This is a genomic window from Burkholderia sp. Bp8963, from assembly GCF_003854275.1.
GTDB lineage: Bacteria > Pseudomonadota > Gammaproteobacteria > Burkholderiales > Burkholderiaceae > Burkholderia.
The window spans coordinates 1-21,323 of sequence record NZ_QTQP01000070.1 but is presented as its reverse complement, the minus strand read 5'-3'; the positions used below and the strand labels follow the sequence as shown (position 1 = coordinate 21,323).

Annotated in this window: 19 protein-coding genes; 10 read left to right on the top strand and 9 right to left on the bottom strand. The window is 66.3% G+C overall.

Annotated elements, in window-relative coordinates:
• Position 1 precedes the first annotated feature (1 nt).
• Positions 2-1,429, top strand: a complete 1,428-nt coding sequence (locus tag DID96_RS33895; RefSeq protein WP_260464117.1) for a TolC family protein — start codon at positions 2-4, stop codon at positions 1,427-1,429.
• 71 nt (positions 1,430-1,500) lie between these two features.
• Here DID96_RS33895 and DID96_RS33890 read toward each other — a convergent pair whose 3' ends face one another.
• Positions 1,501-3,957 carry a DUF3772 domain-containing protein gene (locus DID96_RS33890; RefSeq protein WP_124603555.1) on the bottom strand — a complete coding sequence of 819 codons (2,457 nt, stop codon included), beginning with the start codon at positions 3,955-3,957 and terminating at the stop codon, positions 1,501-1,503.
• Between the two features lie 394 nt (positions 3,958-4,351).
• On the opposite strand from DID96_RS33890, the gene DID96_RS33885 reads away from it, so the two are divergent.
• Both DID96_RS33885 and DID96_RS33880 read left to right on the top strand, forming a co-directional pair.
• Positions 4,352-5,779 carry an MFS transporter gene (locus tag DID96_RS33885; protein WP_124603554.1) on the top strand — a complete coding sequence of 476 codons (1,428 nt, stop codon included), beginning with the start codon at positions 4,352-4,354 and terminating at the stop codon, positions 5,777-5,779.
• Positions 5,780-5,972: 193 nt separating this feature from the next.
• Complete coding sequence (locus tag DID96_RS33880) at positions 5,973-7,121, top strand: hypothetical protein (RefSeq protein ID WP_124603553.1); 1,149 nt, start codon at positions 5,973-5,975, stop codon at positions 7,119-7,121.
• 56 nt (positions 7,122-7,177) lie between these two features.
• Here DID96_RS33880 and DID96_RS33875 read toward each other — a convergent pair whose 3' ends face one another.
• Complete coding sequence (locus DID96_RS33875; protein ID WP_260464115.1) at positions 7,178-9,415, bottom strand: penicillin-binding protein 1A; 2,238 nt, start codon at positions 9,413-9,415, stop codon at positions 7,178-7,180.
• Positions 9,416-9,649: 234 nt separating this feature from the next.
• A complete protein-coding gene (locus DID96_RS33870) occupies positions 9,650-11,152 on the bottom strand; it encodes a PLP-dependent aminotransferase family protein (RefSeq protein ID WP_124603552.1) in 1,503 nt (500 codons plus the stop codon).
• A gap of 124 nt (positions 11,153-11,276) precedes the next feature.
• Between DID96_RS33870 and DID96_RS33865 the strand changes: the two genes are divergently transcribed.
• Positions 11,277-11,915 carry an FMN-binding negative transcriptional regulator gene (locus DID96_RS33865; protein WP_124603551.1) on the top strand — a complete coding sequence of 213 codons (639 nt, stop codon included), beginning with the start codon at positions 11,277-11,279 and terminating at the stop codon, positions 11,913-11,915.
• A 20-nt stretch (positions 11,916-11,935) separates the two neighbouring features.
• Here the strand turns inward: DID96_RS33865 and DID96_RS33860 are convergent, their stop codons facing one another.
• Positions 11,936-12,565, bottom strand: a complete 630-nt coding sequence (locus DID96_RS33860; RefSeq protein ID WP_124603550.1) for a thioredoxin family protein — start codon at positions 12,563-12,565, stop codon at positions 11,936-11,938.
• A gap of 290 nt (positions 12,566-12,855) precedes the next feature.
• On the opposite strand from DID96_RS33860, the gene DID96_RS33855 reads away from it, so the two are divergent.
• Together DID96_RS33855 and DID96_RS33850 are read left to right on the top strand one after the other, a co-directional pair.
• A complete protein-coding gene (locus DID96_RS33855; RefSeq protein ID WP_124603549.1) occupies positions 12,856-13,596 on the top strand; it encodes a response regulator in 741 nt (246 codons plus the stop codon).
• Positions 13,593-14,921: an ATP-binding protein gene (locus DID96_RS33850; RefSeq protein WP_124603548.1), complete on the top strand. Its 1,329-nt coding sequence runs from the start codon at positions 13,593-13,595 to the stop codon at positions 14,919-14,921. Before DID96_RS33855 ends, DID96_RS33850 begins: the two co-directional genes overlap by 4 nt.
• A 40-nt stretch (positions 14,922-14,961) precedes the next feature.
• Here DID96_RS33850 and DID96_RS33845 read toward each other — a convergent pair whose 3' ends face one another.
• Both DID96_RS33845 and DID96_RS33840 read right to left on the bottom strand, forming a co-directional pair.
• Positions 14,962-15,573: an alpha/beta fold hydrolase gene (locus DID96_RS33845; RefSeq protein ID WP_124603547.1), complete on the bottom strand. Its 612-nt coding sequence runs from the start codon at positions 15,571-15,573 to the stop codon at positions 14,962-14,964.
• A gap of 86 nt (positions 15,574-15,659) precedes the next feature.
• Positions 15,660-15,959, bottom strand: a complete 300-nt coding sequence (locus tag DID96_RS33840) for a helix-turn-helix domain-containing protein (protein ID WP_185732456.1) — start codon at positions 15,957-15,959, stop codon at positions 15,660-15,662.
• A gap of 185 nt (positions 15,960-16,144) precedes the next feature.
• Between DID96_RS33840 and DID96_RS33835 the strand changes: the two genes are divergently transcribed.
• Complete coding sequence (locus DID96_RS33835; RefSeq protein ID WP_124603545.1) at positions 16,145-16,501, top strand: VOC family protein; 357 nt, start codon at positions 16,145-16,147, stop codon at positions 16,499-16,501.
• A gap of 69 nt (positions 16,502-16,570) precedes the next feature.
• On the opposite strand, the gene DID96_RS33830 is transcribed toward DID96_RS33835, so the two are convergent.
• From DID96_RS33830 to DID96_RS33820, 3 genes are read right to left on the bottom strand one after another with little or no spacing between them, the layout of a single operon-like run.
• Positions 16,571-17,032: a GNAT family N-acetyltransferase gene (locus DID96_RS33830; RefSeq protein ID WP_124603544.1), complete on the bottom strand. Its 462-nt coding sequence runs from the start codon at positions 17,030-17,032 to the stop codon at positions 16,571-16,573.
• On the bottom strand, positions 17,022-17,996 hold the full coding sequence (gene bioB, locus DID96_RS33825; protein ID WP_409333838.1) for a biotin synthase BioB: 975 nt from the start codon (positions 17,994-17,996) through the stop codon (positions 17,022-17,024). Before bioB ends, DID96_RS33830 begins: the two co-directional genes overlap by 11 nt.
• Before the next feature lie 34 nt (positions 17,997-18,030).
• Positions 18,031-18,609, bottom strand: a complete 579-nt coding sequence (locus DID96_RS33820) for an SAM-dependent methyltransferase (RefSeq protein WP_124603543.1) — start codon at positions 18,607-18,609, stop codon at positions 18,031-18,033.
• Positions 18,610-18,731: 122 nt separating this feature from the next.
• Here DID96_RS33820 and DID96_RS38560 point away from each other — a divergent pair, with 122 nt between their 5' ends.
• The 3 genes from DID96_RS38560 to DID96_RS33805 all read left to right on the top strand — a co-directional run bounded on the left by DID96_RS38560 (position 18,732) and on the right by DID96_RS33805 (position 20,733).
• Positions 18,732-19,004 carry a hypothetical protein gene (locus DID96_RS38560; protein WP_124603542.1) on the top strand — a complete coding sequence of 91 codons (273 nt, stop codon included), beginning with the start codon at positions 18,732-18,734 and terminating at the stop codon, positions 19,002-19,004.
• Between the two features lie 36 nt (positions 19,005-19,040).
• Positions 19,041-20,234, top strand: a complete 1,194-nt coding sequence (locus tag DID96_RS33810) for a porin (RefSeq protein ID WP_124603541.1) — start codon at positions 19,041-19,043, stop codon at positions 20,232-20,234.
• Positions 20,235-20,301: 67 nt separating this feature from the next.
• Entirely contained in the window at positions 20,302-20,733 is a 432-nt protein-coding gene (locus DID96_RS33805; protein ID WP_124603540.1) for a GFA family protein, read from the top strand.
• Positions 20,734-21,323: the final 590 nt, after the last annotated feature.

Below are 21,323 nucleotides of genomic sequence, written 5' to 3'. Positions count from 1 at the left end.
CTTGAGCCGGTTCAAATGCAGCCAATGGTTGCATGGCGTATTGCTCGTTGCGATTGCCTGCAAGGCTCACGCGGCGGGCGTTCCGGATGTGCTGATCGATCCTCTGCTGACGAGGCCCCCCGTGCTGGACTCGGGCGCAAGGCTTCCGGGCGACGACGCGCGTGCCATTTGCCCGCCGTCCGTCGATCTGGCGCAGCCACTGGCGCTTGGCGATGCCATCGACCATGCGCTGTGTCACAACCCGCGAATCCAGGTCGCCTGGGCGTCGATCAAGATTCAGGCGGCGGCGCTGGGCGAGGCGAGGTCGGCATGGCTTCCGACGCTCAGTGGATCGATGAACTGGCTCACTTCGCAAAGCCGTTATCCGCAGGCGACGTCGATGAATACCCGTGGCACCGGCACGACTTCGAATGCAAGCATGAACTGGCGACTGCTCGATTTCGGCGGGCGGGCCGCGAACCGGGCCGCGGCGCAGCAGCTGTTGACGGCCGCGCTGGCGAGCCACGACGCCGCAATGCAGAAAGTCGTTGCAGATGTCATCGCAAGTTATTTCGATGTTCAGAACGCGCAAGCTGCCTTTGCGGCGCGCACCGAATCCGCGGGTCTTGCCGAATCGACGTTGCTCGCGTCGCGTCAGCGGATGACCAGAGGTGTCGCGGCGCGCAGCGACGCGCTACAGGCGGAAACGTCGCTGGCGAAGGCGCGGCTGACTGCGAGGCGGGCCGGCGGCGACGTGGCTCGGGCCCGGGCGGGGCTCGTTTACGCGATGGGGCTGCCGGCCGGCACACGGATCGACGTGACGGATGCGGCGGTGCCGGTTGCGACGGATGCGTTGCGTGAACTGGGCGACTGGCTTCACGAGGTGGAACACACCCATCCGGAAATCAGGGCTGCGCGTGCTCAGTGGGAGGCCGCGAAGGCGAGGGTGACGACTGCGCGGTCGGAAGGCATGCCGACGCTGGATTTGAGCGGCACGTTTTCCCGGAACGGTTATCCGAATCAAGGATTGCAGTCACTGCGTTCGACCCAGACGAGTGTTGGCCTGACCCTGACGATTCCCTTCTTCGATGGGTTTTCACGCACCTATCGGATTCGCGGGGCGCAGGCCCGGGTTGAGCAGGCGCATGCGCAACTGCTCGACACGCAACAGCAGATACTGCGCGAGGTGCTGAAGGCACATGCTGACGCCGAGACTGCCATCGGCAACCTTGATGCGTCCGCACATCTGCTGGATGCCGCCGAAACGGCACTGGCTTCGGCGCGCAATCGTTATGCGCTGGGAGCGGGGGATATTCTTGAGCTGCTGTCGGCGCAAACGGCCCTTTCCGACGCGCGTCAGGAGCGCGTGCGCACGCTTGCCGACTGGGAGTCGGCGCGGCTTCGCCTGTTCGCCAGTGCAGGCATCATGGGGCGATGGGCGGTACGGTAACGCGCCAAGCGGACGACGGTGCAGCATACCCGCAGCAGCTTCGCGGCGTCCGCATGCCGCGCAATCGCCCGTCAGCCCGCCTCCCCGTACGTATCCGCCGGCATGTTCTGCACCACAAGCATCTGCGGCGTCGACAGCGTGACCCCCGCCGCGCGCAGCCGCTTCAGGATCTCGAACAGCAGGTCGCTCTTAGTCGACCCCGCGATCCGCGGGCTCGGCACATAGCCCGTCACGCTCAGCGTGATGCCATCCGGCGTGAGCTGGCTGAACGTCACCGACGGTGCGGGCTTCTCCAGGATCGACGGATGCTCGCGATACGCGTCGAGCAGCAGGTCGCGCACCTGCTCGGGGTCGGTGTTCAGCGGAAACGTCAGCATCAGCGTCGCGACGCCCTGCGTGCTGTTGCCCATCGTCACGTTGCGCAGGTTCTGCGAGATCAGCTGCGAGTTGGGCACGATCACGGTCGAGCGGTCGCTCAACTGGATCTCGGTCGCGCGCACGTTGATCCGGCGGATGTCGCCTTCGACGCCGCTGATGCTGATCATGTCGCCGACCTTCACCGGCCGCTCGGTCAGCAGGATCAGCCCCGACACGAAGTTCTTCACGATCTCCTGCAGGCCGAAACCGATGCCGACGGACAGCGCGCTGACGATCCACGCGAGGTTGTCCCATTTGACGCCGAGCAGCGACAGCGTCATCAGCACGATCAGCACGTAGCCGACGTTGGTGAACAGCGTGATGAGCGACGCGCGCATGCCGGGGTCCATGCCGAGCGCCGGCATGAACTCGTTGTCGAGCCAGCGCCGCACCGAGCGCAGCAGATAGAAGCCGATCGCGAAACCGATCACCGCGTTGATGATCCGGTCCGGCATGATGTTGAGGCTCTGCAGCCGCTGGCCGCCGACCATCGCAACCAGGCTGTCGAGCAGGTCGCCCGGCGTCGTGCCGAATCCGCCCGTCACCAGCGCGACCACCGCGAACAGCATCAGCAAGCTCGTGCCGAGACCCGACAGCACCGTCTGCGCCTGTTCGAGATGCTTGTCGCCGAGCCCGAACAGGTGCTTGATCTGCTTGCCGCTCGACAGGTTCGCGGAGAACAGCGTGACGCTCGCGTCGCGCGTCAGTTGCGTCAGCATGTAGACGCTGCACAGCACGATCTCGAACCACACCAGCTCGTACGTGATGAAGCGCGCAACCGTGATGTAGCCGATCACGAGCGCGGCCAGCGACGCGACGATCGCGAGCGACACGCCGGCGTGGATCAGCCCGGCGAGCGTCGAGCGCTGCTCGGGTGCTTCGCCGGCCGCCGCGAGCGCGCTGCGCACGCGATTCGCGCGCAGCAGCGCCGCACCGATCGTCAGCACGACGACGAGCGACACGATGCCGCGACCCAGCAGCGTGACGGACAGGCTCGTGTCGACGATGTGGTTGATCGCCTCGAGCGTGCCGGACACGAGCAGCAGCGCGGCCAGCACGCCCGGGAACGGCCGCAACGCGCGGGCGACGGGGTCGGCGAGCGCGGGCAGCCGCCAGGACGGATGGTTCGTGCACAGCAGCGCACGGCCCAGGCCCGCGATCAGCGCACAGGTCAGCGTCAGCTTCGCGAGCTGGTCCCACAGGTCGCTCAGCGCCGGCGTGAGTTCGTAGTGGCGCATGAGCGCGACGTAGAGGATCTGCACCGCGATGCCCGTGGTGAGCAGCGTCGCGAGCGCGGTCGACAGCGCGAGCGCGCTGCGGCGCAGGCGCGTTTCCGGCATGCGGTTCAGGCAGAACCATGCGAGCCCGCGTTCGACGAGCCGCCGGCCCACGATCCAGATTGCCAGCGCGACGAACAGCAGCAGCGCGGTCGATGCGCGCTGCCCCGGCGCCCATGCCGAATGCAGCATGTCGCGGAGCTGCGCGTCGAATGCACCGAGCCGCTGTGCGTCGTCAGGCGACCGTTTGAACAACGGCATCCAGAATTGCGCGCCGAAGATGCTGCCCGAGCGCAGCGCGAGCTGGTTCTTCAGCAGGCCGCGGTGCAGCTTCGCGAACTGCTCGGTCAGGTTCGCGAGATTGCCTTTCTGGTCGGTGGTCTGTTTCAGCGCCGCATCGATTTGCGTCCTGCGCGCGTTCAGCGTCGCGCGCTGCTGTGCGACGGCCGGCGTTTCGGGCGCCGCGCCCGGCGCGGGCGGCGGCCCGAGCACGTCGAGTTGCGCCTGGATCTGCGCGCGCTGCGGCCCAAGTTCAGCGGCCAGCTTCTCGACGCTCGCGCCCAGTTCGTCGGTCGCGTCGGCGAGCGCGTCCAGTTCCTTGCTGTTCGTCGCGGCTGACGTCTGCTGCTTGATGCGGTCCTGTTCGACCTGCATCTGCTTCAGCTGCGCGACCGCATCGGCGAGCGAGATCGTGGCGACGGGCGCACCGACGGCGCTTGCGCCCGGCGCGGACGCCGCGGACGGGAATGCCGAGGCCGTTGCGACCGGGAGCAGGTGAAGCAGGGCGATCAGCGCGAACTGGCGCGCGAATGGAAGAAGTCGTTTTATCTGCATGGAATGTTTACGATTGGCCGACATGCTCGACGTCTGCGAATCGTCGGAAGAATGCCATGTGTGGGCAGCCTGCATGTTACCCGTGCGCGCGGCCCCGGCGCTTTCGGGGTCGGTACGTCGTTTGCGCAGGGGCCGGCGGCGCGGCACGGTGTGGCGGACGTTGCGTCCCGCTGCCGGCGAAAGCGCGCCGGACAGATCGTTACGGAATTTACAAAATCTCCACGCAGGGCGCGGGGCTATGCAAAAAGGGGTAGGGTCGCCGGCGCGGGTGATGTGCTCGCCTTCCGTCCCCGCTAGAATGCCCGAATCCGCCCGCCGATCCACCGATCCGCCGATCCGCCGATCCGCCGCTCGGCAGCGCCCAGAACAATCAGGATTCCGGAGACACGCCACCATGGCTTCGCCCCAGCACGATCCGCTCGCCGCAGCGGAGGCCGCCCCCACCTCACCGATCGACGCGGGCTCGATATCCGCGCGCCTCGACCGCTTGCCGCCCACCCGCAGCGTGTGGAAGCTCGTCGTGCTGCTGAGCCTCGGCTTCTTCTTCGAACTCTACGACCTGCTGTATAGCGGCTACGTCGCACCCGGCCTCGTGAAAAGCGGCGTCCTCACCGCGACGACGCACGGGCTGTTCGGCACGACCGGCGTCGCGAGCTTCATCGCCGCGCTGTTCGCGGGCCTCTTCATCGGCACGATCGCGTGCGGCTTTCTCGCGGACCGTTTCGGCCGCCGCGCGATCTTCACGTGGTCGCTGCTGTGGTACACGGCCGCGAACGTCGTGATGGCGTTCCAGGACACCGCCACGGGCCTCAACTTCTGGCGCTTCGTCGTCGGCCTCGGCCTTGGCGTCGAGATGGTGACGATCGGCACGTACATCTCCGAGCTCGTGCCGAAGCAGATCCGCGGCCGCGCGTTCGCGTGTGAGCAGGCGGTGGGCTTCGTCGCGGTGCCGGTCGTCGCGTTCCTCGCCTATCTGCTCGTCCCGCACGTACCGCTCGGCCTCGACGGCTGGCGCTGGGTCGTGCTGATCGGCGCGCATGGCGCGATCTTCGTCTGGTGGATCCGCCGCGCGCTGCCGGAAAGCCCGCGCTGGCTTGCGCAGCAGGGCCGGCTCGGCGAGGCCGACCGCGTGATGCGTGCGCTCGAGGCGAAGGTCGAAGCCGAATATGGCCGGCCGCTGCCGCCGCCCGCGCCGGCCGAGCCGGTGCCCGCACGCGGCCGGTTCGGCGACATGTGGGTGCCGCCGTACCGCAACCGCACGATCATGATGACGATCTTCAACGTGTTCCAGACGGTCGGCTTCTACGGCTTCGCGAACTGGGTGCCGACGCTGCTGATCAAGCAGGGCATCACGATCACGACGAGCCTGATGTACTCGAGCGTGATCGCGCTCGCCGCGCCGATCGGCCCGTTGATCGGACTTCTGATTGCTGATCGCTTCGAGCGCAAGTCGGTGATCGTCGCGATGGCGGGCGCGGCGATCGTCTGCGGGCTGCTGTTCAGCCAGACGACCGTGGCCGCGCTGCTGGTCGTGCTCGGCATCGGCCTCACGCTCGCGAACAACATCATGTCCTACAGCTTCCATGCGTACCAGGCCGAGCTGTTCCCGACCGCGATCCGTGCGCGTGCGGTCGGCTTCGTCTATTCGTGGAGCCGCTTCTCGGCGATCTTCACGTCGTTCGTGATCGCCGCGGTGCTGAAGGGCTTCGGCACCGTCGGCGTGTTCGTGTTCATCGCGGGCGCGATGGCGATCGTGATGGCATCGATCGGCCTGATGGGGCCGCGCACGAAAGGCATCGCGCTCGAGGCGATCTCGAAGTGACGGCCGCGCGGCGCACAAGCGCCGCGCGTTGCGCGCGCGTAGAATGAAAAGTCAGACGACTCTCTGGCCCCCATCGGCCTGATCGCGTGGCGCGCGCGGCCGGGTGTGCCGCGTGGATGCGTCGGCGTCCGGGTGCGCGTAGCGCCCGACGCGTCGTTGCCTCATGCGGCTCATGTGCCGCGATCGACATGCGATGGCCGACACGGCCGATGGCATCGATCGTATGAAGTTTCCTCGTCTGACGCGGCGCTTTGCGTGGCCGCGTCGTCTTGCCGCTTCGCTGGCCGCGTGCGCGTGTGCCGCGGCGCCGGCAATTTCCGTCCTCGCTGGGCAGCCCGAGTCCGCCACATCGCCGATGTCTGGTGCCGCACCGACGTCCGCTGCATCGAGTCCATCGAACGCGTCGGGTGGCATGTCCGCTGCACCGTCCACCACACCGGCCGCAGCAGCGCCCGCCACACCGGCCAGCGCCGCATCTGCCGCATCTGCCGCATCGGCCGTGCCGGCCAGCGAAGCGGCACCCGTGACGCCGCGCATGCATCCGCTGCTGTCTCCGGCCGATGCCGCAAGCGCGACGACCCGCGCGGTCGACATGCGCAAGCGGTTCGCGCAGGAAGTGACCCGTCGGCTGAACGTGCCCGTCAGCGTGCAGCGCGCATACGGGCTGCGCCTGCAGCAGGCACTCGCGGCCGACGATCTCGCCGATCTCGCGGGCGAATACGTGGTGCTCGTCGATCGCGCGCCAACCGTGCAGGCGCTCTTCATCTACTTCCGCGCGACGCCGGCGAACGCGTGGTTCATGATCGGCGCGTCGCCGGTCGCGACCGGCTTGCCGGGCAAGTACGACCACTTCCTGACGCCACTCGGCGTGTTCACGCATACGCCGGACAACATGGATTTCCGCGCGGAAGGCACGACGAACGGCAACGGCATTCGCGGCTACGGGCGCCGCGACATGCGGATCTACGACTTCGGCTGGGAGGACGGCGAGCGCGGCTGGGGCAAGGGCGGCGAATCGCCGATGCGCTTCCAGTTGCATGCGACCGATCCGGACCGTCTCGAGCCGCTGCTAGGCATTCGCCACTCGAAGGGCTGTGTGCGGATTCCGGCGTCGTTGAACGTATTCATTGACCGGCATGGCATTCTCGACGCCATTTACGAGGCGCGCATCGAGACCGGCAAATCGTACTGGGTGCTGAATCCGCGGCGCGACGTGACACCGATCGAGGGCCGCTATCTGGTCGTGATCGATAGCGCGCGCAAGACGCGGCCGGCATGGTCGCCGCTGCCGGGCCGCAATGCATGGGCGAAGGTGCCGAAGGGTGGGGATACGGCGGATTGAATCCCGGCAACTGCTGCAGGACGCCGTCGCGCACTGACGCCGGTTTCGCGACGCGGCTAGCGGAACAGCCTCAGCCAGTCGAATAGACCCGGACCCGGGCGCGGATGCCGTTTCGGCGGCGGGGGCGCGGTGCGCGGCCGGAAATCCGGCGACAACTGCGCGCGCGGATCGATCATGCGCGCACGCAGCGCCGAATCGTAGAACGCGCCGACGATCGGCAGCGCGCTGTGCGCGCCTTCGCCCCAGTAATCGCTGCCGAGCGTCACGTGTCCGTCGTCGAAGCCGACCCACGCGCCGGCGACGAGCTGCGCATGCATCAGGATGAACCAGCCGTCCGCATTGTCCTGCGTCGTGCCGGTCTTGCCGGCCACATCCGCGCGGATCCCGTAGCGCGCACGGATGTCCGCGCCGGTGCCGTAGTCGACGACGTCGCGCATCACGTCGACGAGCGTCAGCGCGGCGCCGGAGGGCAGCGCCCGCTCCGGCGGCGCGCTGCCGAACTGGGCGAGCACCTTGCCGTTGCGATCCTCGATGCGCGTGATCATTTGCGGCGCGACGTACACGCCGCGGTTCGCGATCGTGCCGTAGGCGGACACCATTTCCTTCAGCGTGACGGGGCTCGTGCCGAGCGCGAGCGACGGCACCGCGTCGAGCGGACTCTCGCGCACGCCCATCGCGCGCGCGAGCCCGACGACTTTCGCGGGGCCTTCGCGCTGCATCAGTTGCGCGGTGATGCGGTTGCGCGAATGCGCGAGCGCGTCGCGCAGCGTCATCGGCAGGCCCGTCGGCGGCTCCGCGTCGGTCGGCCGCCAGACTGCGTGCCCCGACAGCGGGATCGCGACATTGCGGTCGATGAACGTGTCGGTCGGCCGCGCGCCGTCCGCGAACGCCGCGCCGTACACGAACGGCTTGAACGTCGAGCCCGGCTGGCGGCGCGCCTGCTGCACGTGATCGAACGGCTCGTCGGCGAAGTCGCGGCTGCCGACCCAGGCCTTGATCTGGCCGTCGCGCGGATCGATCGCGATGAAGCCGGCCTGCACCTGGGTCTTGCTGTCGCACAGCGCGCGCATGAACGCGCGGTCCGTGCCGAGCTTGCGCAGCGCGGCCGGGTCCGGCATGCCCGCGTCGCGCAGCGTCCGGTAGTCGGGCGTCTGCCGGATGAACGTGCGGAACAGGTCGTTGCGCAGGCCGCAGCCGCCGGGGCCGCGCCATGCGTCGTTCGCAATCCTTTGCAACTGGTCGGTCTGCGCGTCCAGCGCCTGCGTCGCCATTTCCTGCAGGCGCGAGTCGATCGTCGTGCGCACGACGAGCCCGTCCGAATAGACGTTGTAATCGTTGCGGTCGGCCCACGCGATCAGCCACTTGCGCAGCAGCGCGGCGAAGTGCGGCGCGGGGCCCGGCGAGGCGGTCTGCGGCTCGAAGTCGACGCGCATCGGCTGCCGGATCAGCCACGCGTATGCGTCGGGCCGCAGCTTGCCGTAGCGGTTCATCTGCGCGAGCACCGTGTTGCGCCGTTGCAGCGCGCGTTCGGGGTTCAGCACCGGGTTGTAGTAGCTGTTGCCCTTCAACATCCCGACGAGCGTCGCGCTTTCGAGGATGTCGAGCTCGTTCGCCGACTTGCCGAAGTAGGTGCGAGCGGCCATTTCGACGCCGTACGCGTTGTACAGGAACGGCACCGTGTTCAGGTAGGTCTCGAGAATCTCGGGCTTGCTGTAGACCATCTCGATCTTGAACGCGGTGATCAGCTCCTTCAGCTTGCGCGTGAGCGTCGGCGCGCGGCCGACGTCGTCGGGGTACAGGTTGCGCGCGAGTTGCTGCGTGATCGTCGAGCCGCCCTGGCGCTCGCCGGAGAACGTATGCAGCGCAGCCGACGCGGTGCGTTTCCAGTCGATCCCGTGGTGCTCGTAGAAGCGGCGGTCTTCCGTTGCGATCAGCGCGTCGACCATGTGCGGCGAGATCTGTCTGAGCGGCACCCATTCGCGGTTGACGGGCCGGAATTCGGCGATCACCTGGCCGTCGGCCGACACGATCTGCGCGGGCCGGTCGATGCGCGCCTTGCGGATGTCGCCGATGCTCGGCGTGAACGGGATGAACGCGAGCAGGGCCAGCAGGCCGAGCACGGGCACCGCGGCGAGCGTCAGCGCGATGCCGCGGCGGGTCGGGTGCCGAAGCCGGTGCAGCACGGCCGCGAGCAGCGCGCGGATGCGCAGCGCGATGGCGGCCGCCTGCGGCCGGACGCGGGCGAGCGACCTAGCGCACAGTTCACGGATGGACGACACGATTCGGCGATTCACGGCAACTCACGGCGATATACGAAGAGAAAGCACGGGCGGAAAAGGCGCGATCGTAGCAAACGGACGCCGCGCGCCGGCGCCCGAAGCGGGCTCCCGCTTGCAGGATTTACAGACGATTACGATTGTTTCGGTTCGACAACGTGTGGCGCCGGCTAGTGTGGCCATTCGACTGACGAATCGGGAGCCTGCGCGGCTGTCGAACGCGCGCCGCTGAACGTCATGTGCGCGCCGCGCTCAACCTCGCGCGTGCGCCGCGCCGGCCGCAGCGATCACGTCGGCGAGCCGCTGCGCGGCCGTGTCGATCTGCGCGCGGCTGAAGCCGCCGAACCCGAGCACGAGCCCCGGGCGGCCGGTGCCCGGCGCGAACATCGGCGACACCGCGCGCACCGCGACGCCGGCTTGCGCCGCACGCGCGACGACCGCGCGATCGTCGATGCCCTCGGCCAGCCACAGCACGACGTGCATCCCCTGGTCGCCGGGCTGCAGCCACGCGAGCGGCTTCGGCAGCCGCGCGCCGAGCGTGTCGATCAGCTGTGCGCGATGCTCCGCGTACACGGCGCGCACGCGGCGGATGTGGCGGTCGAGGTGGCCTTCGGCCATGAAGGCGGCCAGCACGTGCTGGTCGGCGGTTGGCGCGTGGCGATCCATCAGCACGCGCGCGCCGCAGAACGCCGCGACGAGATTGTCGGGCGCGATCACGTAGCCGAGCCGCAGCGACGGGAACAGGATCTTGCTGAACGTGCCGAGGTAGATCACGCGGTCGGGATCGAGCCCCTGCAGCGACGGAAACGGATAGCCTTCGTAGCGCAGCTCGCTGTCGTAGTCGTCCTCGACGATCCACGCACGGCTGGTGCGTGCCCACGCGAGCAGCGCGTTGCGCCGCGCCATGCTCATCGGCATCCCGAGCGGGTACTGGTGCGACGGTGTGACGAACGCGGCGCGGGCATCCGGCGCGCTCCGGATCCCGGCGTCGACGTCGATGCCTTCGTCGTCGACCGGCACGCGCACCATCGCGTCGCGCCGGCCCGTGCTTTCCAGCAGCGCGGTGATCCCTCGGTACGCGGGGTTTTCGACCCAGGTCCGGTCGTCGGCGCCGAGCAGCACCTGGCAGGCGAGATGGAGCCCCTGCTGGGTGCCGCTGGTGACGATGACCTGGCCGGGCTCGCACCGCACCGAGCGCGACTTGCGCACGTAGTCGGCGATCGCTTCGCGCAGCGGCAGCGCGCCTTGCGGATCGGCATAGCCGGATGGCGCGCCGGCGCCGCGCGCGCGCAGCCGGTTGCCGAGCCGGCGCCAGATGTCGTCGGGCGCGGTCAGGCCGACGGGCACCGAGATCGCGAACGGCACCGCCGGCAGCGGCGCGAATTCCAGCGCGATCCGCGCGAATGCCGCGGCGGGCTCGGGCAGCGCGGTGCGGGCCGGCCGGCCGCGCGCGTCAGGCGGTGCGGCGGGTGCCGGCGGCTCGGCCAGCGCGTGCGCGACGTGCGTGCCGGCGCCGCCACGAGACTCCAGGAAGCCTTCGGCGATCAGCTGCGCGTATGCGTCGACGACCGTGCCGCGCGCGACCTGCAGCGCCGCCGCCAGCACGCGCGTGGACGGCAGCGCATCGCCGGGCCGGATCTCGCCGTGGCGGACCGCTTCCCGCAACCCCTGCGCGAGCTGACGGCTCAGGTTGCCGGCCGCGCGGTCGAGCGCGCCAAGGGACGGGATTTCGACGTTCCGGGCAGTCCTCGCCATGATTCTGGTTCACTGAAAATGTTTCAAACCGGCTCTGTAGCATAAACCAGTTTGCAGCCACAATTTCCGCATGACGGGTTCGAACCCGTGTGCCTCTGGACCTTTGCCTGACCGTGGAGCTTTCATGTACGTCCCCGCCCATTTCGACGAATCACGCATCGATACGCTGCACGCGCTGATCGCGCAATTTCCGTTCGGCACGCTGGTGACGCATGGCCGCGGCGGGCTCGACGCGAATCACATCCCGTTCGAGCTGATCGCGGGCGACAGCGGGCTCGGCGAGCTGCATGCGCATGTCGCGCGCGCGAATCCGGTCTGGCAGGACATCGCGAACGGCGACGAGGTGCTCGTGATCTTCCGCGCCGGCGACGCATACGTGTCGCCGAACTGGTATCCGAGCAAGCATGCGACGCACCGGCAGGTGCCGACGTGGAATTACGTCGTCGTGCATGCACACGGCCGGATCACCGTGCGCGACGACGAGAAGTTCGTGCGCGGCTTGGTCGCTCGGCTCACGCGCACGCACGAGGCATCGCAGCCCGAGCCGTGGAAGATGGGCGATGCGCCGAAGGATTATCTCGACACGATGCTGCAGTCGATCGTCGGGCTGCAGATCGAGATCACGCGGCTCGTCGGCAAGCGCAAGCTCAGCCAGAACAAGGCGGCGGACGACATTCGCGGCGCGGGCGACGCGCTCGTCGCGCTCGGCAACCGCCAGATTGGCGATGCGATGCTCGCGGAGGCCGACGCGAAGCCGGAATGACGCCCGCGTGTGTCGGGCAACTACTGTGCGCGCATGGCGTCGCGCGGGCCGGCCGCGCTCTGCGCGGTTTTAGCGGTATCAGCGGTTTTTGCTGTCTGGGCGAGCGCGTCGCGAATCGCGGCTTCGGTCTTGTCGTACTCGCCTTCGCCGAAGCGCGTGTAGACGATCCGCCCGTTGCCGTCGATCAGGTACATCGCGGGCCAGTAGCGGTTGCCATAAGCGTTCCACGTGTCATAGCGGTTGTCCTGCGCGACCGGGTAGCGGATCCCGAAGCGCCCGATCGCGTCCGCGACATTGTGCGCGTCGCGCTCGAACGGATATTCGGGCGTGTGCACGCCGATCACGACGAGGCCCTGGTCGCGGTACTTGCGGTACCAGTCGTTCACGTGCGGGATCGTGTGGATGCAGTTGATGCACGAGTACGTCCAGAAATCGACGAGCACGACCTTGCCGCGCAACTGGCCGAGCGTGAGCGGCGCGCTGTTGTGCCAGCGCTCGATGCCGGCGAGTTCGGGGGCCGCCGCGCCGGCGTCCGGCATCGGCGAGACGGTCTGGCCCCGCGTGTCGGCGAACGCGGCCAGCGCGGCGGTGGCGGCAATGGCGGCAAGGGCGGTGACGACGGCGGCGGTCTTGAGGCGCGTGGTGAACATGACAGGTTCCTCCGGGGAGCGGCGCCGCTGCCGGCCGGTGCCGGCGGCGGACGTTCGCGGTTTCGACAGACCGTATTGAGCCGCGCGGACGTATCCCGCATGTGTCCGCGAAACCACCCGTGTGCAATGTCGTGTATCCGCGGCCGGGCCGGATACGTTGGGATACAAATGGTCGGTCGGGCTGCGGTATAAAGCGAACATCGCCTGTCCGGCGCCGCGTGGCATCCGGACAACCGACCACCTGACGACCGGACATTTGTGCGGCACATGCCGCGAGTAAGATTCCTGCCATGGACAAGACCGACCACGTGCTGATCGTCGACGACGATCGCGGCATCCGCGAGCTGATCGCCGGCTATCTCGAGAAGAACGGCATGCGCGTGTCGCTGGCCGCGAACGGGCGCGAGATGCGTGCCGTGCTCGACAGCGGCGCGCCCGACCTGATCGTGCTGGACCTGATGCTGCCCGGCGAGGACGGCCTCGTGCTGTGCCGCGAGCTGCGCGTCGGCAAGTTCCGCTCGGTGCCGGTGCTGATGCTGACCGCGCGCAGCGAAGAGACCGACCGCATCGTCGGCCTCGAGATGGGCGCCGACGACTATCTCGCGAAGCCGTTCGCGGTGCGCGAACTGCTCGCGCGCATCCGCTCGGTGCTGCGCCGCACGCGGATGCTGCCGCCCGGCATGCAGGTGACGGAGACAGCCGAGATGCTCGGCTTCGGCGAATGGCGGCTCGATACGACGGGGCGCCACTTGCTCGACGCCGACGGTACGCTGGTCGCGTTGAGTGGCGCCGAATACCGGCTGCTGCGCGTGTTCCTCGACAATCCGCAGCGCGTGCTGACGCGCGACCAGCTGCTTAACCTCACGCAAGGACGGCAGTCCGACCCGTTCGACCGTTCGATCGACCTGCTCGTGAGCCGCTTGCGGCAGCGCCTGCGCGACGGCGCGCGCGAGCCGCGCTACATCAAGACGCTGCGCAACGAGGGCTATGTGTTCTCGGCGGCGGTTTCCGTCGTCGAGGATACGCCATGACGCCGCGCGCGATGTGGCAGTGGCCGCGCACGCTGTTCGCGCGGCTCGCGCTGATCCTGTGCGTCGGCCTCGCGCTCGCACAGACGCTGTCGTTCTGGCTCACGGTGACGGAGCGCGACCAGGCGACGACCAACATGATGATGGGCTACATCGAGCGCGAAGTCGCGAGCTCGGTCGCGCTGCTCGACCATCTGCCGGCCGGCGAGCGCGCCGCGTGGCTGCCGCGCCTCGCGCGACGCAGCTACCGGTTCATGCTCGGGCCGGGCGAGACCGGCACGCCGCCGGACGCGCTGCTGTCGGCGCGCGTCGAGCAGTCGATCTCGGACGGCATCGGCAGCGAGTATCCGCTGACCGCGAACGCGATTCCCGGCGACCGCGAACATTTTCAGGTGCATCTGCGCCTGACCGACGGTTCGCCGCTGACGATCGACGTCCATCCGATGTCGACGGTGCCGATGTCGGGCTGGCTGCCGCTCGTGCTCGCGCTGCAGCTCGCGGTGCTTGCCGCGTGCTGCTGGCTTGCGGTGCGGCTCGCGACGCGGCCGCTGAAGCAGCTCGCGCAGGCCGCCGACGCGCTCGGCCCCGACCTGAAGGCCGAGCGGCTGAGCGAGGACGGCCCGTCGGAAGTTGCGCGCGCGGCGCGCGCGTTCAATGCGATGCAGGACCGCATCGCGCAATACATGGCCGAGCGCATGCAGATCCTCGCGTCGATCTCGCACGACCTGCAGACGCCGATCACGCGGATGCGGCTGCGCGTCGACGTGATGGAAGACGACACGCAGGGCGCGAAGCTGCGCCAGGATCTGATCGAGATGGAAACGCTCGTGAAGGAGGGCGTCGCGTATGCGCGGACGCTGCACGGCAGCGCGGAAGCGGCGCGCCGCATCGATCTCGACGCACTGCTCGACAGCATCGTCTGCGATTACGTCGATGCGGGGCAGGCGGTCACGCTGGAAAGCCGCGTGACGATCGCGCTCGTCACGCGCCCGCAGGCATTGCGCCGGATCGTCGGAAACCTCGTCGACAACGCGCTGAAATTCGCGGGCGCGGCCGACATCGCCGTGACGGCTGCGCCTGACGGCGGCGCGATCGTCGCGGTGCGCGACAGCGGGCCAGGGATTCCGGACGATCTGCTCGAAGCGGTGTTCGAACCGTTCCGGCGCATCGAGACGTCGCGCAATCGCGAAACGGGCGGAACCGGGCTTGGGCTCGCGATCGCTCGGCAGCTCGCGCTCGCGATGGGCGGCGTGCTGACGTTGCGGAACCGGCCGGAAGGCGGGCTCGAGGCGCGGCTCGAGCTGCGCAGCCTCGCTATCGACGCGTAGTGCGTGCGGGGCGACTGCTTAGCGCTTGCCGGGCGCGTGATCACGCGCGCTGCAGATGCGCGTCGACGAGCGGCGCGAGTACGCGCGCATGCACCGCGGCCAGATCGTGCTGGCCGCCCGCGACGACATGCAGCCGCGCATCGGGCAGCCGCTCGACAAGACGCCGGCCGGCCGCGACCGGGCTGATCGGATCCGCATCGCCCCAGAGCAGCAGCGTCGGCTGCGCGACGCGGCCCAGCTCGTCGGACAGATCCGCACGGAACGTCACGAACCAGTCCGGCAGATGCGGGTTCGCGGCGACGAAGCTGGTGCGCCAGTCCTGTGCGCCGAGGCCCTGCATGTCGAGCCCGCCGGACGTGACCGTCAGCACCAGATGCGTGACGAGTTCGGGCTTGTCGAGCGCCGCGCGCAGCGCGATCACCCCACCCATCGATTGCGCGATGACCGCGGTCGGCCGGTCGATGTGCCGCAGCACGTGTTGCACGAGGCTGTCGAAGTCGCGAATGTCCGGATCGGCGGGTTCCGCACCGAAGCCCGGATAGGCGACGATCTGCCGCGCGGCGGGGTGGACGAGCTGGTCGGCGAGCGGTTGCCAGAATGCGGTGCTGCCCGATGCACCCGGCAGGAAAAGCAGTTGCGATGGAACCGGCATGGCGTGTTGATTCCCTTTGAGACTGAAGCGATAGGGTGGCGGCGCGGGCGTCGTTCGCGCCGGGTGTTCCTGATGCGGGATGAAATTCAAGAACTCACGGCTGGTCCGTGAAATCTTTCCCATTCACATAGATTTTCCATAAGAACAAGCAGCTTTTCCGCCTTCTGTGTGGTTTGGTAGATCCCGTTCCCGGCGATATTCGGATTGTTGCAATCCTTTGTCACCAATCCCTCGTTGATCAGCTCGCGAAGTCGTAGCGCGAGTATCTGGTCGGATATGCCGGACAAAGCCAGCTTCAGCTTCCCGAATGTATCGTGGTCGCGATGGATGAAGTAGAGGACCTGCAGCTTCCAGCGACGCCCAAGGCGAAGCATCAGGGCGTTCAAGCTGCAGGCCTGCTGGAGTTTCTGCTCATTCTTGAACGTCGAGCCTCGGATTTTGCGCATATTGCCACCTTGTTTAAAGGTCTGCAGCTCACTCGTGAATGAGTGAGCTGAAATTCGGATGGTCTATCTATACTGCGTGATGGAAGGTGTTTCTATCAATCCAAAACGGCGTAGTATTTCAACTCATGAAAATACTTGATGTCCTGGTTCCAACCGTTCCCGCCGGTGCCACGCGCGCGCTGGATTTTTACCGGGATGTGCTCGACCTTCCGGTGACGTCCGATTTTGAAAGCGTGCAATTGGGCTTTCGTGTCACTGTCATGCGGCCGATGATCATACTCGATTCCCGCGATGAATCCGCGTTGCAGATCCCGCGATCGGTTCATGGCATTTATGTCGTCGACGATCTGGATGCCTACTGGAATCGCGTGCAGGCGCATGTCGACGTTATCGTTGCGCCGGAGCATGTTCCCACCGGAAGGCGCTTCATTGTCCGTCATCCGGATGAAAAGGTATTCGAGTATCTGCAACTCGACAGTTGATTCGGCATTGTGCCGAGCATCCCGGACGCTTCAGAAAAGCGCTTCTTCCACGATGCTCGGCCTGTCCCATCATGCGCCGGTGTCCGCCTCCATCACCACGGCTGAAGTGGCGCCGATCTGCGCCGTGTCTATCGTTCGCCATCCAAGGCGCGCGTACAAGGATTCATTGCGGGGCGTAAACAGGAAGATCTTGCGGTGCCCCATTCGTGACGCCTCGATACGCGCGCGTATCGCCAACGCCGAAGCGATGCCTTTACCGCGATGAACGGGTGGAACGAACACCGCTGATAGCCACGGACCAAGATGCTGGTGCGTCAACGTACTCTGAACCAGGCTTGCGATTCCTTGTGCATCGCCGTGGTCTGACAACGCCAGAAGCGTCATGGGTAACGAATCGTCAGCATGTTGACCAAGGCGTGCCACGCGTTGGTCGAGCGTCACGGCAGGGTTCAGATAACCAAACGCTTCGTGGTGCCATGTCGCAACTGTCGGAATGAATTCAGGATGTCGTACTAGATGATCAATGTGCATCTTGTTCTCGCCATGTGTGCTTGATGGTCATTGTCACGTCGGTTCGAGGCCTAGCCGGCTCATCAGGGCCCGGTCGCGCTCGATTTGCGGATTCTGCGTCATTCATCTGCTCGCGGCCAGCCGTGAGACGCACCACGGCTTTCGGCATCGTGATGCGTGCGGCCGCAACCGTACGCACGATCTCGAACGGATCGACGGGCATGGTTTCCGCGAGCGGTGTGCGGGGTATTGGAATCAGATGGTTGATCGGCACCGACTCGGGATATGGGCTCAGTGCCGCGAGTTGTGCGATCAGGCTCGCACGGTCGGCCCGCGATTCGCCGAGACCCAGGATACCGCCGCAGCAAACTCGCAGACCTGCGTCGCGTACGTGAGCGAGCGTGGCAAGGCGGTCTTCATAACTGCGGGTGCTGACGATCTTCCCGTAAAACGCCGGTGACGTGTCGAGGTTGTGGTTGTAATAGTCGAGCCCGGCGTCCTTGAGTTGTCGCGCCAGGTGAGCATCGAGCATGCCCAGCGTCACGCAGGTCTCGAGGCCTAACGCCTTGACGCCGCTGATCATCCGCTTCACCGTTTGCAGATCGCGATCCTTGGGGGCACGCCACGCGGCCCCCATGCAAAAGCGCGTTGCTCCGTCGGCCTGGGCTGCTTTCGCGGCCTGTAGCACGTCGTCGAGCGCCATCAGTTTTTCGGCTTTCAGCTTCGTATCGTGGTGCGCCGATTGCGAGCAATACCCGCAGTCCTCGGGGCAGCCGCCGGTCTTGATCGAAAGCAGCGTCGAAAGTTGTACGGCATTGGGTGCGTGGTGCTCACGGTGGATCTGCTGCGCACGAAACGTCAGATCGAGGAGGGGCAGGTCGAACAGTGACCGCACTTTGTCTGCGGTCCACTCTGGGGAAGGCGAATGTGCATGCCCGTTCCCGCCTGCCGGCATTGGCGTCGAAGTCTGATTGTATGAGGTCATTTTGACTGGAAGTGTCAGGAGCGTAGAAGGTTGTTCAGACAATGGCGTGCATCAATCTCAACGTGTTCCCCATCCGAAAACCATCCTTGCGTCCAGTCAGATAGATGTCGTTCAGGTTTTCCGGGCTGACGTTGTTCGCTTCGCCAAATCCGAGCGAGCGAAGCTTGTCGGCCAGCGATGCCGGATCAAAACAGGTTTTCCACGGCTCGCCACTTTCCGCAACTTTCGCGCGTACCAGTTCCATGCCTAATCGCTCCATTGGTGTGAGCAACGACGGCGTTACAACGTAATCGAAGACTACAGCGCTTCCGGCAGCGCACGACGCGATGAATCGTAAAGTCTCCAGCACCGCTTCTTCGTCGAGATAGATCGAGACGCCGAGCCATGAAAAAAATGCGGGCTCGTCTGCGCGGAATCCGGCTTGAGACAACGCTCGTGCCAAAGTGTCGTGTTCGAAATCAATGGGCACATACGTCAGGGATGCCGGGATTTCAATGCCGGCGGCGCTCAGGCATTCTCGCTTCCATTGCTGTGTCGCAGGAAGATCAACCTCGAAGATTCGTTGCGCCTGATGGTTCTGGCGATAGGCATAAGTGTCCAGCCCGGCGCCCAGAAAGCGCTCGAACGGTCAGGCCCGCCCGTTTTGCGAGCTTGCCGATTTTTAACGACATCGCTATTCCTCCGCCGTCATGAACCATAAATCATGACGTTACGTCAGGCTCAAGCGTAGAAGCATTGGATTTATTCAGCGGACGTGAGGCGGACATCACCGGAATCGGCCGGCTGTCAGTCGCTCGACGGCGGGTGGCCGACGCGCGTGCAGATCAGTGCGCGAACGACTATCTCATTTTTAGCAATAAATTGTTTTCGCCATTCCGCTTTCCGCTGAAACCGGTTCCATTTACCATCGGCGGCCGCGACGGGCTGTCGCAACGTGCGCCGTCCGGTGCAAGCAAGCCGGCGGCGAAGCATCGCCGGCCACTCGTCCAACTCGCAACTCCCACCTAGAACAACGGGTTTCACGCCCGGAGACAAGCCAATACCATGAACAAACATCTCGTCGCAGCGCCGCTGCTGCTCTCGCTCGCCGGTCTCGCGTCCGCGCAAAGCTCGGTCACGCTGTACGGCATCGTCGATGCGGGCGTCACCTATCGCAGCAACGAACGGGTCGGCACCGCCGGCAACTCCACGGGACACTCGAGCGTCGGGCTCACGACCGGCAACCTGTCCGGCAGCCGCTGGGGCATCAAGGGGGCCGAGGATCTCGGCGGCGGCCTGCGCGCGCTGTTCGTCCTCGAGAGCGGCTTCGACATCACCAACGGCACATCCGGCCAGGGCGGCCGCCAATTCGGCCGTCAGGCGGTCGTCGGCCTCGGCAGCGACCGCTACGGCACGGTGACGCTCGGCCGCCAGTACACGTCGCTCGACGACTTCGTGAGCCCGGTCGGGCCGTCGTCGTATATCGGCGGGTTCGGCGCGCATCCGGGCGACATCGACGATCTCGACCAGACCGCGCGCGTCGACAATTCGATCAAGTACACGAGCGCGAACTACGCAGGCTTCACGTTCGGCGCGCTGTACGGCTTCGGCGGCCAGCCGGGCAGCCTGAAGCAGCGCAACACGTGGAGCGTCGGCGCGGCCTATGCGGCGGGACCGCTGCGGGTCGGCGTCGGCTACGAGCGCGCCGACAACAGCAAGAGCGGCGCGGCCGACCCGACTACGGGCAAGTGGCAGGGCACCGACGACGGCCTGTTCAATTCGTCGATCAACGAAGGCTACGTGAGCGCGCAGTCGCAGCAGATCATCGCGACCGGTGCGACCTACGACTTCGGCCCGGCGGTGGTCGGGGTGAACTACAGCAACGTGCAGTACCGCAGCGGCGCAGGTTCGCTGTTCTCGGGGCACGCGACCTTCAACGTCGCGGGCGTGTTCACGCGCTGGAACGTGCAGCCGCAGACGCAGCTGTTTGCGGGCTACAGCTACACGCGCGGCAGCGACGTGAACGGTCTCGACGAGCGTGCGCAGTATCACAACGTGACGCTCGGCGTGACGTACGACCTGTCGAAGCGGACCAGCGTATACCTGCTCGGCGCCTACCAGCATGCGTCGGGGATGACGCTCGACGCGCTCGGCCGTCCGGTGCCCGCGACTGCGTCGGTGTCCGACAAGGCGAACGGGCATTCGTCGGATGCGCGGTCGCAGGCGATCGTCAGCGTCGGCATGCGTCAGCGGTTCTGATGCAAAGCGGGCGGCGCAAAGGCCGCCCGCTTTGTCTCTATACTAGGGCCTCTTCACAGGAGGCCAGATGACTCGAGAGCGTTCCGTCCGCTGTCTGTGCGGCACGGTGACCGTCACGCTGAGTGGCGAACCCGCTGCAAGGGCGAACTGCCATTGCCAGTCGTGCCGCGATTTCTACGGCACATCGATGCTGTCCGCGACCGCTTGGGGCAGCGATCAAGTCGCGGTGACGGGCGTTGACGCGACGTTTCCGCATCCGTCGAAAGCGATGTCGCGCACCTTCTGCGCGTCGTGCGGCGAAATCGTGTTCGGCACGAACCGGCTCGGGATGCGCGTCGTGCCCAACAGCCTGACCGCCCGCGCGCATGCCGGACAACTGCCCGACGACCTGCAGCCGACGATGCACCTGTTCTACCGGCAGCGGGTGATCGACGTCGTCGATCCTCTGCCGAAATACCTCGACGGCTGGGACGGCCCGACGCTCGACGAAACGCGCTGAGCGTTCGCGCGCTTCTCGCCGACAACTCGCCGACAACTCGCCGACAACTCGCTGACGTTCCGTCGTCGGCCTCTCCCTTCCCCCATCGCGCCTGAAACCAGGCGCGCGATCCCGCCGCAGCGACGCCCGGTCACACACCGTGACCGGCGCATTTCCGAAAAAACGCATTGCTGAAAGATTAATTTTTGCTTTCATTTCGATTTCTGTTTTGGAATCATGGCGCGAATTAATCTGAAAGAAAAATGCAATGCCAGGCCATGCGGAAAAATGACCCGTCTGCGTAAAGAAAGCGGAAGAAAATGCCGAGCCGGCGGCATGCGTGAACGCTTGCGTGCCGAGCCGCAACGGGCAATGACAATGCTTGAAGAAAAAGGCTGCCATGGCCGCGTGTGTGTCGCTCACAATTCATGCTGAGCGCGCCGGAAATGCTTGCCGCAATCACCGACGTTTCATGTTCCGTGATTTACTCATAGGTCAGAAATTTAGCGGACAAATGGTCTATGCTTGAGCGACAGCTATTGACAGGATCGCTCATGAAACGAGACGGCCGGAGCCTGGCTCACAACACGCTTGAAGAGATGCGCATATTG

What these genes read in the sequence shown, in the direction of transcription:
- DID96_RS33845 (WP_124603547.1), bottom strand. Translation starts at nt 15,573, where the DNA reads ATGCCGGTTCCATCGCAACTGCTTTTCCTGCCGGGTGCATCGGGCAGC.
- DID96_RS33880 (WP_124603553.1), top strand. Translation starts at nt 5,973, where the DNA reads ATGGCCGACACGGCCGATGGCATCGATCGTATGAAGTTTCCTCGTCTG.
- DID96_RS33870 (WP_124603552.1), bottom strand. Translation starts at nt 11,152, where the DNA reads ATGGCGAGGACTGCCCGGAACGTCGAAATCCCGTCCCTTGGCGCGCTC.
- DID96_RS33835 (WP_124603545.1), top strand. Translation starts at nt 16,145, where the DNA reads ATGAAAATACTTGATGTCCTGGTTCCAACCGTTCCCGCCGGTGCCACG.
- DID96_RS33890 (WP_124603555.1), bottom strand. Translation starts at nt 3,957, where the DNA reads ATGCAGATAAAACGACTTCTTCCATTCGCGCGCCAGTTCGCGCTGATC.
- DID96_RS33865 (WP_124603551.1), top strand. Translation starts at nt 11,277, where the DNA reads ATGTACGTCCCCGCCCATTTCGACGAATCACGCATCGATACGCTGCAC.
- bioB (WP_409333838.1), bottom strand. Translation starts at nt 17,996, where the DNA reads ATGACCTCATACAATCAGACTTCGACGCCAATGCCGGCAGGCGGGAAC.
- DID96_RS33830 (WP_124603544.1), bottom strand. Translation starts at nt 17,032, where the DNA reads ATGCACATTGATCATCTAGTACGACATCCTGAATTCATTCCGACAGTT.
- DID96_RS33885 (WP_124603554.1), top strand. Translation starts at nt 4,352, where the DNA reads ATGGCTTCGCCCCAGCACGATCCGCTCGCCGCAGCGGAGGCCGCCCCC.
- DID96_RS33810 (WP_124603541.1), top strand. Translation starts at nt 19,041, where the DNA reads ATGAACAAACATCTCGTCGCAGCGCCGCTGCTGCTCTCGCTCGCCGGT.
- DID96_RS33860 (WP_124603550.1), bottom strand. Translation starts at nt 12,565, where the DNA reads ATGTTCACCACGCGCCTCAAGACCGCCGCCGTCGTCACCGCCCTTGCC.
- DID96_RS33805 (WP_124603540.1), top strand. Translation starts at nt 20,302, where the DNA reads ATGACTCGAGAGCGTTCCGTCCGCTGTCTGTGCGGCACGGTGACCGTC.
- DID96_RS33850 (WP_124603548.1), top strand. Translation starts at nt 13,593, where the DNA reads ATGACGCCGCGCGCGATGTGGCAGTGGCCGCGCACGCTGTTCGCGCGG.
- DID96_RS33855 (WP_124603549.1), top strand. Translation starts at nt 12,856, where the DNA reads ATGGACAAGACCGACCACGTGCTGATCGTCGACGACGATCGCGGCATC.